The 11,470-nt window shown below is 65.9% G+C and carries 10 protein-coding genes; all 10 read left to right on the top strand.

The features are described 5' to 3' along the window. Positions 1-63: 63 nt before the first annotated feature. The 10 genes from ACSQ1W_RS10945 (at position 64) to ACSQ1W_RS10900 (ending at position 11,449) form a co-directional block, all read left to right on the top strand. Positions 64-531 carry a phage tail tube protein gene (locus ACSQ1W_RS10945; RefSeq protein WP_436043468.1) on the top strand — a complete coding sequence of 156 codons (468 nt, stop codon included), beginning with the start codon at positions 64-66 and terminating at the stop codon, positions 529-531. Positions 532-631: 100 nt separating this feature from the next. After that, complete coding sequence (locus ACSQ1W_RS10940; RefSeq protein WP_436043466.1) at positions 632-1,003, top strand: hypothetical protein; 372 nt, start codon at positions 632-634, stop codon at positions 1,001-1,003. 17 nt (positions 1,004-1,020) lie between these two features. Next, positions 1,021-1,299, top strand: a complete 279-nt coding sequence (locus ACSQ1W_RS10935; protein WP_436043464.1) for a hypothetical protein — start codon at positions 1,021-1,023, stop codon at positions 1,297-1,299. A gap of 81 nt (positions 1,300-1,380) precedes the next feature. Further along, complete coding sequence (locus ACSQ1W_RS10930; protein WP_436043462.1) at positions 1,381-5,289, top strand: hypothetical protein; 3,909 nt, start codon at positions 1,381-1,383, stop codon at positions 5,287-5,289. Positions 5,290-5,297: 8 nt separating this feature from the next. After that, positions 5,298-6,170 (top strand): hypothetical protein, encoded by an 873-nt coding sequence (locus ACSQ1W_RS10925; protein ID WP_436043460.1) that lies wholly within the window; start codon positions 5,298-5,300, stop codon positions 6,168-6,170. A 2-nt stretch (positions 6,171-6,172) separates the two neighbouring features. Continuing rightward, on the top strand, positions 6,173-6,496 hold the full coding sequence (locus ACSQ1W_RS10920) for a hypothetical protein (RefSeq protein ID WP_436043458.1): 324 nt from the start codon (positions 6,173-6,175) through the stop codon (positions 6,494-6,496). Then, complete coding sequence (locus ACSQ1W_RS10915) at positions 6,496-7,014, top strand: hypothetical protein (protein WP_436043456.1); 519 nt, start codon at positions 6,496-6,498, stop codon at positions 7,012-7,014. Before ACSQ1W_RS10920 ends, ACSQ1W_RS10915 begins: the two co-directional genes overlap by 1 nt. Beyond that, positions 7,011-9,140, top strand: coding sequence for a hypothetical protein (locus tag ACSQ1W_RS10910; protein WP_436043454.1), 2,130 nt, complete (start codon positions 7,011-7,013; stop codon positions 9,138-9,140). The genes ACSQ1W_RS10915 and ACSQ1W_RS10910 overlap by 4 nt, the downstream gene beginning before the upstream one ends. A 3-nt stretch (positions 9,141-9,143) precedes the next feature. Further along, positions 9,144-9,917 carry a hypothetical protein gene (locus tag ACSQ1W_RS10905; protein WP_436043452.1) on the top strand — a complete coding sequence of 258 codons (774 nt, stop codon included), beginning with the start codon at positions 9,144-9,146 and terminating at the stop codon, positions 9,915-9,917. Continuing rightward, positions 9,917-11,449, top strand: coding sequence for a hypothetical protein (locus ACSQ1W_RS10900; protein ID WP_436043451.1), 1,533 nt, complete (start codon positions 9,917-9,919; stop codon positions 11,447-11,449). The genes ACSQ1W_RS10905 and ACSQ1W_RS10900 overlap by 1 nt, the downstream gene beginning before the upstream one ends. Positions 11,450-11,470 lie beyond the last annotated feature (21 nt).

Below are 11,470 nucleotides of genomic sequence, written 5' to 3'. Positions count from 1 at the left end.
GCTGCAGGAAAGTCCCGCCCGCCTTGTGCGGGCTTTTTTTGGCCCCTCACAAGGAACACCACCATGGCAAGCACCAAGACCAAGCACACCACCATCTACGTCGTCACCGGCGCGACGGAAGCGACGAAGATCGTCGGCGTCCGCCAGGCCGGCGTCCCCGACGGCCAGGCTTCGCAGATCGACGTCTCGAGCTGGGATGACGACTTCGACAAGTTCACCTCCGGTCGCAAGTCGACCGGCTCGGCAACGATCGAGGTCATCCACGACACCGCGGCGCACGAGAAGCTGGAAGCGCTCTACCAGTCGGGCGAAGAGACCGAGTTCCTGATCCTGGCACCCGCCAGCGAATCGGCTGCGGCAACCGCTCCGACCGTTGCGGCCAGCGCGTTCGCCGCCGTGACCAGCGTCGATAACGTCAAGTTCCGCGGCTACGTCGCGAACTACGCGGTCTCGATGGCCGACAACGACGTGTGGCGCTCGACCCTGACGGTTCAGGGCACCGGCCCCCGCGTGTTCACCGCGAAGGCGTAACCGCGAAGAACGGCGACATCACTTCACGCCCGGACGTGCGGGGTCTCCCGCGTGTTCGCCGTGCGCGTCCCGCGCGTCCGGGCACCAATGGAAAACGGCCATGAAACAGAACGACACCCCCAACACCGCCACGCCCGCGCCGACGACCTTGCTGGGTGCCCTGCAGTCCGGCGGCGCTTTCGCGTCCACCGAAGCCCAGACCCGCCAGCTGAAGCTGGGCAAGGACAAGACCGCCGACGTGCTCGTGCGCGAACTGCCCGACGCCGAGTTCCGGAAGAAGGTCGGCGCGCCCTACGATCGCTCGAACCTGATCGCCGCCTGCGTCGTGGACGAGGCTGGTAATCCGGTTCTCACCGTGGAGCAAGCGGCGGCGCTGAAGGTGAGCGTCGCCCGTGATCTTGAGCGCATCTGCTTCGAGGTCAACGGCGCCGGCGATGCGACGGCGGAAGCGGACGAGAACGCGGGAAAGTAATCAGCCGAAAGGGCGAGGTGTGGTTCTGGCATGTGCTGGCGCTGCACCTGGGCTGCACAGTCGCGGAGCTCCGCTCGCGCATGTCGCGGGCAGAGTTTCGACGCTGGTGGCAGTTTCACCAGCGCAACCCGATAGACCCGATCGGCATGCACATACGACCGGCGGCGCTCGGCGCCTTCTACACCGCGAAATATGGGATGGCGAAGACGAGCGAGACCTTCGACGACGTGTTCGGTCTGCTGGTCCCGCCGCACCCCGACGACGAAGCCTGGTCCGTCTTTAACGCATTCCTCTGAAACCCACCCCCGCTTCGGCGGGGGTTTCTTATTATCTGGTGACCTATGTCCGTCCGTTCGCTCGGCCAACTGACGATCGACATGCTGCTCAAGACGGGCAGCCTCGAAACCGACATGGGTCGCGCGGCGCGCATAGTCGACAAGAACGCGAAGCAGATCCAGCGCTCGATCTCGAACGCGGTCTCCGCGTCGGTGCGCGAACTGGCAGCCGTAGCTGGCATCGGTTACAGCATCGCCCAGGCATGGAACGGCTTTAACGGCGCGATCGATGCCGCGGACAAGGTCGACGAGCTGAGTGCGCGGCTCGGGATCAGCACCGAGACGCTGTCCGGCTATCGCTACGCCGCGCAGCTGACCGGGACCAGCCTGGATTCGCTGGGCGGTGCCATCGGCAAGCTGTCGAAGAGCATGGCCGCTGCGCTGGACCCGACCAGCAAGCAGGCGAAACTGTTCAAGACCTTGGGCGTCGACGTGACCGACGCACTGGGGCAGCTCCGCCGGGCGGAAGACGTCCTGCCGGAGCTCATGACCCGGTTCAAGACGCTCAATAACGAGACGCTCGAAACCGCGGTAGCAATGGAGATCTTCGGGAAGAGCGGCGGCGAGCTGCTCGAATTCCTGAACCTGGGCTCGGATGGCCTGGACCGCATGAGCGACAAGGCTCGCACCCTGGGCGGCATCATCGATGGCGAGACCGCCGCCGCTGCCGCGAAGTTCAGGGACGAGACCGACAACATGACCCTCGCGATGGAGGGGCTTTATCTCGGCCTTGCCGAGCAGCTCCTCCCCACCATGACGCAGGCGACGCAGTCGTTCACCGCATTTGTGAGCGATGGCGAGAAGGTGGCCGAGGTCGGCCAGCAGATCGACAACGTCATGGACGTGCTCGGCGGCACGCTGGACTTCGTCGGCGGCTACTTTAAGGCAATCGACGACGTCATTGTCGGCACGACGTGGGGCTTTCAGGGTCTGGCCGAAGCGGCGCAGGGCGTGATCGACCTGGATTGGGACCGGATCAAGCGAGGCATGGATCTCGCGAACGAAGGCTCCAATCTGGCGTATTACGGCGAGGCGGGCGCTATCGAACGCGGACTGTTGGACGCTCCGAAGAACCCGGGCAACGGGCGACAGTCCCGCGGGGGCCGGCGCGGTCAGAGGGTCGAGGTTCGAGACGTTTCCCAGGCAGACGTCGACCGCTATACCCGCGAGCTGCAGGGGCTTCTGGGCGACAACGATGGGCGTGCGGACAAGGCCCGAAAGGACGCCGCCGCGCGGGCCAAGGAAGCCGAGCGCGAGGCAAAGCAGCGGGCGGACGCGCTGGAGAAGCACGCCGCGCAGGCGCGCCAGGCTGCAGCGGACCTTGAGGGTCCGTACGCCAGTGCTGTCGAGAAGGCGCGCCAGCAGGACGCCGCGTGGCGGAAGGAGCTCGAAGCCGGCAACATGACCCAGGCCGACTACGCCGCGCTGGTGAAGCAGCAGACGGCGCAGCTGGCCGCGCGTCGTGTCGAGCTGGAGAAGCAGCAGAAGGCGCCGCAGGCGCTGCTGGACACCATGACGGGCGAGCTGCGGCTGCTCGGCATGATCGGCCCGGCCCGTGAGCGCTACCAGCGCCAGCTGCAAAACGAGAACGACATGCGCCGCGCGATTACGGAAGCGATCGAGGGCGGCAATACCGCGCTTCGCGACTCGCCCGACATGCAGGCCAAGCTGATCGCCGAGGCCCGCGCGTTCGCCGACTGGTCGATGCAGGTCGAGGAAGCCGCGGCGCGGGCGGAAGAGTGGGCAGGAATCGTCGTCGGCGGCGTGGCCGATGCGTCGAGCGCGTTCGCTGACTTCGTCGCCAACGGTGCCGACGACTTCGGCGACTTCTGGGACGACCTGAAGGACATCGCCAAGCGCGGCGTCGCCGACCTGATCCGGCAGTTCCTCAATCAGAAAATTGTTATCCCAATCCAGACCCAGATCCTCAACGGGATGAACGGCCAGAGCAGCGGCGGCGGCTTCTGGTCGTCGCTGATGGGCATGTTCAACGGCGGCGGGCAGGGCGGCGGCGGCTTCTGGAGTTCGCTGGCCGGGCTGTTCAAGGGCAACGGCTTCGCGGGTGCCGGCCAGAACGCGGGCAACTGGGCCTCGATGATCGGCGGCAACGGCGGCGGAGGTTTCCTGTCCGCGATCGGCAGCCTGTTCGGCGGAGGCACCAGCGCTGCCACCGGTGCCGTCTCCAGCGGCGGGACCACCTGGGGCGGGCTGGTCGGCATGGCGAATGCGTCGACCGGCACCAGCGCGGTGAGCGGCGCAACAGGCGCAGCGTCCGGCATGGCCGGTGCTATGGGTTCGGTCGCATCGTTCATGCCATGGGTCGCGCTCATCATGGCCGGAATGAAGATGGCGGACAAAGCCTACGGCGAAGGCTTTGGGCTGCAGCACCAGAACCGCGGCGAACTGCTCATGCGCGGCAACTTGGCGACGGGCGGCCTCGCGACGCCGCTCATGCTCGACAGCATGTCCCTCGACGTGATCGGTCGTGCGCTCGGCATGGACAGGCGCACCGCGGCGATCTTCTCCGGCTCGTCGCTGCTGGGCAAGGCGTTCGGGCGCAGCGCGCCGAAGGCTACCGGCAGCGGCATCACGGGCAGCTATGGGTTCGACGGTTTCAGCGGGCAGAGTTACGTCGACTGGAAGCAGAAGGGCGGCTGGTTCCGTAGCGACAAGCGCGGTACGCAGTACTCCGCACTCGACAGCGATCTCGATCAGGTGCTCGATCGCGCGGGCACGACTCTCAGGAAGGGCGCGGAGAGGCTGGCGAAGCAGCTGGGCATCGATATCAGCAAACAGCTGAGCGCCGTCCGCGTGAACATCGGCAAGCTCCAGCTGGACGCAGATCCTGACAAGGCCCAGCAGCAGATCGAGGCGCTGATCGCGACGATGATCGGGCAGCTCTCCACGGAGAGCGTCAAGATCCTGGGCTTCGGCAACCTGCTGAACAAGGGTTTCGAGGCCGGCGACGTGATGTCGGCACTGGCCGCCAGCATCTCCCTCGTCACGGGTAGCGCTGAAGGGCTGGGCCGCGCGCTGGAGAAGTGGGAGCTGGGCAACATCACGAAGGGCGTCGAGTTCTTCATGAAGCTGGCCCAGGAAAACGGCACCACGCTCGAGGAAGAGATCTCGCGCGTCACGGGCGTGCTCGGCAACTACGGCGCGCTCATGGCCGACGTGCAAGGCGAGCTGCTCACCGCCGGACTGAACGACTACCAGCGCGCCGCGTTGGGGATTGAGACCACGTACCGCCAGCAGGTCAACGCCGCGAATGAGTACGCGCGCGCGCTGGGGCTCAGCGGCGCTCGTGCCGAAGATCTGGCGAAGATCGAAGAGCTGCGGGCGCACAACATGGCGGCACTCCAGCAGGCGATCGAGAAGGAGCGCGACGGCATCCTGGGCGGCCTGGCGCTGTCGCAGTACTCCCCCCTCACGGATCAGGAGAAGCTGACCGAGGCGATGAAGCAGCTGCAGGACGCGGTGTCGGCCGGCGATCTGTCCGGGGCGTCCGCCCTGTCTCAAACCGTGCTCGGCCTGGGCCGCAACCTGTACGCATCGGGCAACGACTACAACGCCCTCTATAAGCAGGTGACGGGGATGATCGGCGGCATGGGCTTGCCCGATCTCGACATGGACGACGGGACCACCATGGGCGACCTGGCCGGCATCCTGATCGATCTCCCGCAGAACATCGCGCGCCAGCTGTTCGCGCTGGCGAGCGGTGCAGAAATCCCGCTTCCGGCCGGCGGCACCGCTGGCCGCCCCACCGGCGGCAACTCCCAACCCGTGCCGGTCGTTGGTGCTGCTGGGGGTGATGGCGGAGGTGGTGGCGTGGGCATCGGCGGCGGTCGCGACGAAACGACCACGCTGCTGCAGGAGCTTGTGGACCTGGCACGCCGCCAGCAGTCGGTTTCCGACATGATCATGCTTCGCAGCGGGCAGGCCGTGCTGTGAGGCGGATCTTGCTCGTCGACGTTGGGGCGCCGCCGCTGCCTGTCGTGGTACCGGTCAGTGCGGTCAATGCGTCATGGTTCCCGCGGCCGTACACGCCGCCGCCATTGCCATCGCCGATGGACGTCGCGGTGCAGTCGGTCGTCGACGGGGCCGTCATCTCGTGGACGCGCGCTGCACTGCAGGGCGTGCTGACGCTGGTGGAGATCGCGCCGGATGTTTCGGGCGAGCCTGGCGCGTGGACGCGTGCCGCCTTGACCGAGGAGTCGAGCCACCAGCTCACGCTGCCGGCGGCGTCGCGATGGGTTCGCTTGCGGACCGTGCTGCACGGGCGTACGTCGGCATACACGACGCCGGTTCTCGCGAGCCGAGTGGTGGCGCCGACGCAGGCGGAAGTGCAGCAGGCGCAGGACACGGCGGACCACGCGGACAGCCTCACGCAGCCGGGGAGCGGCGTGCAGCTGGGCGATCAGCGCAACCTCATGCCGGTCACGGTGGCGTCGACGCGATCGCTGTGGGATGGACTGACGTTGTCGGCGACGTTCGACACCGGATCGCCGGCGACGGTCACCCTGTCCGCATCCGCTGCAACCCTGCGCGTCGGCAGCGCCACGGTCAGCTATGCCGCCTCGTCGACGAACGTGACCCAGGCGCGCGACACCACCGCGCGCTACTACGGCTACTACCTGGACGAGGCGTGGCAGGGCGGCGACCGCACGCTCAACGTCACAACGAATGTCGCGACGCTGGCCGATACGGATGGCGTTGTCTGGGTCGGCGAGTTCGTCGTGGTGATCGGCGCCAGCGGCGGTGGTAGCGGCAGCGGTGGTGTCGGCGGTGGTGGTGGCCGGCCCCCTGGAACATTCGAGGATCTGATCCAGTGAGCATGACCATCGAACCCGTCACCGTGGCGGGCAAGCAGGCGTATTCGATCAACGGCACCACGCTCTGCGTCGTGACGCTGTCCCGCCCACAAGGCGCGGCCGTGACCATGTACGGATGCCTCGCAGTCGCGCACCAGATCGACGCGAACGGAGAGGTGCAGAGCGGACCGGAGGGGCGCCACACCGAAGCCGTCTTGAAATCTGCCCTGATCGCTGACCCCGCAGCTGTCGCCGCCGAGGTCGCCGCGCGTGCGACGACGGCCGCCATCGAGGCGCTCGCCAATGAGATCGCGGTAAGGGCAGCGAATCAGGCGGTAGGCATCTGATGGCACGCACCTTCTCCCGCTTCGACGCCGCTGTGATCGGCGACGGCCAGATGATCGCGAATGCCGGACTCGAGATCGTGAGCGTCGGCGAAGAGCTGGCCGGGCACGCTCGGGCCGATCTCCCGGGCACATCCGATGTTCGTGGGGCCGAGTTCGTCTTCTACGGGGATACGGAATACACCGGCGTCGTCGGGTTGGTCGACGACTCGCAAGACGCGGACGCCATTCCAGGCGTTGCGGCGGGCACCGTGGGGTGGCGGCTTCCCGAGGGCGCCATCGCAGCCTCCGGCACCGTGATCGCTACGGAGCTCGAGATACCAGAAGAGCAGACGATCGTCGGAATGGTGCTGGACGAGTCGTTGACGCCGCCACGCCTGCGCTTCTACATCGAGGCTCACCTGGTCGGCTACGTCGACCTACACCCCGGCGCATTCGCCGCTCACCCCTTCGCATGCCTCGCGGACGTGGACGCGGCGCTGATTCTCTCGCCTGAGGGCGAGGCAATTTCACTTCTATGAGTACCGAAAAGATGAACGATCTTGTCGTGAGGCCGGTCCACACCATCCCGATCGAAGCTGACCCCGAGGGGGCGTTCGTTGTTGGCATGAAAGAGCGCTCCAGGCGGATCGCTGTGGGCGGGGCGAAAGGCCTCATGGTGGCTTCCGAAGATGGCCTGCTGCCGGTCGACAAGCTTCCCTTGAACATCCCGAGTCGCATCTCTGCGGTGGAGGCTGGGCAGGCGGCAGGACAACTCGTGTTCAGTACGTGGGCGCAGCTCTCCCCTGTGGTCGGCTCGGCCGGCAAAGGGGCTCAAGTTCTCAACGACGCCGGAACCCATACCGACCCGGTGAGCAGCACGACGGTGCCCAACGCGGGGCAGTACGCATGGAGCACCACCGCGAACGCATGGCAATGGGTTCGCGCCGACGGTCTCGCCCTGAAGGCCGATCAGACCTCGCTCGACGCCCTCGAGCTTGAGCTCGAATCGCGCGTCGGTAATACGGGGGCGGTGGTGTTCGCAGTCACGGACCCTTCCGGGTTCAGTGCCTTCGAGGTGCGAGACGATGAGATCCGGGCGAAGAACGTCTCGGTCTCGACGGAGGGCATCGTATTCGGAAGCCAGAGGTTTGAGAGCACCGAGGACTACGCATTCGCTGTGGTCGACGACCACGGCTTCATCGGCTTGATGCTCGGAGCTGACGGGACCGCGAAGCTCCCCCTCGGTGATGACGGCGCCTCTGCGGCCGACGACCTGGTGGGTGAACTGAACACCACCGCGCTCGCATCGAGCTTTAAGGTGGCGAACAGCTACAACGCGGAAGTGGCGCGGCCGGTGTGGGACTTCAATCACTTCATCATGTACGGGCAATCGCTCTCGACGGGACAGGAGGGATGGCCGGCGCTTTCCAAGGTGGCGCGCTACGGGAATGTGATGCTCGGCGACTGCACGCGGCCACTGTCTGGCTCGGCGGCGTCCTGGACTTCGGTCGGTGGCTCCGATGCCTTCAAGCCGCTGGTCGCCGCCGTGCAGGATGGGTCGGGCGCAGTGATGGCACCGGCCGCTGTCGCCGCGCTCGCGCCCGGTGCCCAGAATCTCGGCGAGGATCCTGTTGTCGCCTTCGTCAACTTCGCCAAGCACCAGCACAACCAGCGCTGGCAGGTCGCCAACGATGAGGCGCGGGTGTTCGTTGCCACGAGCTGCGGTGTCTCCGGCAAGACCATCGAGCAGCTCTCCAGTGGCGCGAGCCCCGACCTGTATCAGCGGATTACCCAGGCAGCGACCAAGGTGAAGGCGCAGGCCACCGCGGCGTCGAAAAGCTACGGGATCACGGCGGTCGCGTTCTTGCAGGGCGAATACAACTACGTGACCGACTTCGGCGGCAGCACGAGCAAGGCGGCATATCGCGCCGCGCTGCTTACGCTGTACAACGACCTCGAGGAAGACGTCGTCTCGGCGATCTCGGGGCAGAGCGCGCCGCCGTTGTTCATCACTTACCAGACCGGTGCGTCGTACACGCGCGACACGGATGCCCTGAGCATCGGCATGGCGCAGTGGGAACTGTCGGAGGAAAAGCGGAATTGGGTCATGGCATGCCCGGTGTATCCGTACACCGACAAAGGCGGGCACATGGACCCGAACGGCTACCGCTGGATTGGGGCGCAATTCGGCAAGGTCTGGCACCGGGTGGTCGAACTCGGCCAGGACTGGAAGCCGCTCTCGCCGCTGCGTGCCGTTCGAGATGGTCTGCACGTGTACGTCTCTTTTCACGTGCCTGCGCCGCCACTTCAGTTCGGTATGCCGTACGTGTTGCTTGCCGAGACGAACTACGCGAACAAGGGGTTCGAGGTGCTCATCGATGGCGTGAGCGCCACGATCGCGAGCGTGACCATCGTGGCCGACTGCGTTGTGAGGCTGTCGCTCCTGACCATGCCGACCGGCGCGCTACAGGTGCGCTATGCCGGAAAGACCGTCTACAACGGGAACGGCTGCCTGCACGACAGCGACACGACGGTGGCCGACGCGAGCTACGAGTACGAGGCCGGAACCGGCCAGTACGCAAGCGCGAACATCCCCGCACTGGTTGGGAAGCCTTATCCGCTTCACAACTGGTGCATTGCATTTCAAATTGGCGTGGAGGGTTGAACGATGGGAGTGATTCTGAAGGCAAAGGATGTGAGCTTTGCGGACAACGCCGTGGGCTTCATTCCGGCGGTCGGGTTGGGTCTTGAATACCTGAACTTTTTCGGAGTGAACGCTGCAGTCACCGCGCGCAACCTCGCTCCGGGAAAGCCGAGCGGCGTCATTGTGGGGGCACCGACCTACGACACGGCCTATGCCAGGCTGGGCCAGACGGCATACGTCATCACCCAGGCGCCGAACACCCCAGATCAAACGCTGGTCGCGGTCTTTCGAAATCCGACGGAGGTCGCGGCGCAGATCATCGGCAACAATCCATCGCCCAGAAAGGCCCCCCTGACGGGCAACACCTTCGGCGCGTCGCTGTGGAACATTGTGGGCACGACCGGGGACGGTTTGGTAAACATTAGCTTCAACCAGAATCAGTTCGACGGCACCAGCGCACACGCTGGTGCTACGACTCTGGTTGGCTCCCTGAACTCGCAGGCGATCAACACGTGGAGATGCATCGCGGGCGTCCACGATGAGGCGGCGAACCAAGCCACGATCCGTAACCTCGCCACGGGCGCATCCAACACCGGCACCGCATCTGCTCCGAACAATCAGGCAGACGTCGGCTCGTCGCCGTTCCGCATCGGCTATGGAAATTCGAGCAGTCTGGGTGCGGGTCCGTCCGACATCGCATTCGCTGCGATCTACAGCCGCGCACTGTCGGCCGGTGAACTGGCGGCGGTGTACGCCCAAGCCAAGGCGTTCCTTGCCACTCGCGGACTGGCTGTGTGATGGCATACCGGTTCGCCGTCTCCATTGCGTCGGACACCACCGTCCGGTGCATCGTCAATGCTGGACGATGGCCGGCACGCGGCCCAGCCGCGCGCGCTGGGTGGTTCAGTGGGACCGTCCACCATGACCTCGCCAAGCTCTCCGACGTGGACTACCTCAGCTCGGGATCGGATACGCCGGCGCACGCGCGCTATGAGGGATTGATCGCGGAAGGGGTGACGACCTTTCAGTCGGTGAGCTTCTGGCCCTGGGCGGGGTCGGAAGAGGTGCCGGTAGCGGGGGCGAGCCTGCGGGTTCTCGACTCCGCCGGCCTGCTCGATGCGTTGGCGCTCGCGGACGTGAACGGTGCAGACGTGGTGGTTCGCCAAGCGGAACAGGGTGGTACCGCTGCGTCCTCCCTTCCCGTCGGCCGGTACAGGTTGGAACGTGTCGAGGTGCTCGACAACCTGACTAAGGCGCTCACGCTGCGCGGTTCACGCGCGACGCTCGATGAGCCGATCACGCGGGCAGTCTTCATGCCCAATGTACCCGCGCTTGCGTGGAGTTCCGTCCCGGTGGTGATCGGTGCTGTCGGCAGCGTGCCAGCCTTGCCGGTGAACAGCGATGGCACCGTGAGCTGGCTTTGCGACACGCCTGTTGCAGAGCTCGGCGCCGTTCTCGACCGTGGCGATGCGATGGAGCCAGGCACGTTTGAGCTTGCGCCGGACAGTCAGCAGCTCATCATGGTGAGCCCGCCGGTTGGGCCGGTCGTGTGTGACGTGTCGAGCGTCGGCCCTGACATGCAGCCTGCCACGCTTGTGCAGGCGCTTCGCGAGATCTTCCGGCGTGCCGATGAGGGCGCCTGGTCTCTGGAGGATGCAGCGGCGATCGATGCGGCGACTGGATATGCCGGGATCGGCTATTACACGCGCGAATCGGTCAGCGTCCGCGAGGTGCTGTCGGCCATCCTGCCGAGTTATGGCGCCTGGTGGTGGGAGGACGCCGAAGGCGTGCTGCGATTCTCTCGGGTCACAGACCCGGCCGCCCATGTCGGAGATCTCGCGTTCGACCTGTCGGAAGATGATCTGGAGGGAGACCTCGTCGTCACCCCTGACCTTGCGCCGAACCTCACGCGCCGTATGGCGTATCGACCGAACGCGCAAGCGCTTGGCGCGGGTGATTTCGTGACCGACCTGGTCGACGTTCCCGCTTCGCGGCGCGCGGAGCTGTCCAGCCTCTACCGGGGGCAGGTCTACTCAGCACTGCCGCTCGCACCGCAGTACGCGCATGCCGACGCGGCCGACCCATTCTCCAGCGTGTTCTGGCGGAAGGAGGACGCGCAGGCGGAGATTGATCGGGTCGTCGGGCTGTACGCGGTCCCACGCATGGTCTGCCAGGTGCGAGCCCGCGACGTGGATCTGTCGATCAGTCCAGGCCAGGTCGGCAAGTTCACGCATTCGCGGTACGGCCTGCACGCCGGGCGCTTGATGATTGTCCGGTCGCTCCCGCGCAACCCCGTCACCGGGGAAATCTCGATGGTTCTTTGGGGGTAGGGATGATTATTGGATATGGCG

Origin of the sequence: Pseudoxanthomonas sp. LjRoot143 (assembly GCF_964252945.1) — a bacterium.
GTDB lineage: Bacteria > Pseudomonadota > Gammaproteobacteria > Xanthomonadales > Xanthomonadaceae > Pseudoxanthomonas_A.
Note: the sequence above shows the minus strand (reverse complement) of the source record. Positions and strands in the feature narration are given on the sequence as shown.

Coding starts and splice junctions, on each gene's coding strand:
- ACSQ1W_RS10940 (WP_436043466.1), top strand. CDS start 632: ATGAAACAGAACGACACCCCCAACACCGCCACGCCCGCGCCGACGACC.
- ACSQ1W_RS10915 (WP_436043456.1), top strand. CDS start 6,496: ATGGCACGCACCTTCTCCCGCTTCGACGCCGCTGTGATCGGCGACGGC.
- ACSQ1W_RS10920 (WP_436043458.1), top strand. CDS start 6,173: ATGACCATCGAACCCGTCACCGTGGCGGGCAAGCAGGCGTATTCGATC.
- ACSQ1W_RS10910 (WP_436043454.1), top strand. CDS start 7,011: ATGAGTACCGAAAAGATGAACGATCTTGTCGTGAGGCCGGTCCACACC.
- ACSQ1W_RS10930 (WP_436043462.1), top strand. CDS start 1,381: ATGCTGCTCAAGACGGGCAGCCTCGAAACCGACATGGGTCGCGCGGCG.
- ACSQ1W_RS10900 (WP_436043451.1), top strand. CDS start 9,917: ATGGCATACCGGTTCGCCGTCTCCATTGCGTCGGACACCACCGTCCGG.
- ACSQ1W_RS10905 (WP_436043452.1), top strand. CDS start 9,144: ATGGGAGTGATTCTGAAGGCAAAGGATGTGAGCTTTGCGGACAACGCC.
- ACSQ1W_RS10945 (WP_436043468.1), top strand. CDS start 64: ATGGCAAGCACCAAGACCAAGCACACCACCATCTACGTCGTCACCGGC.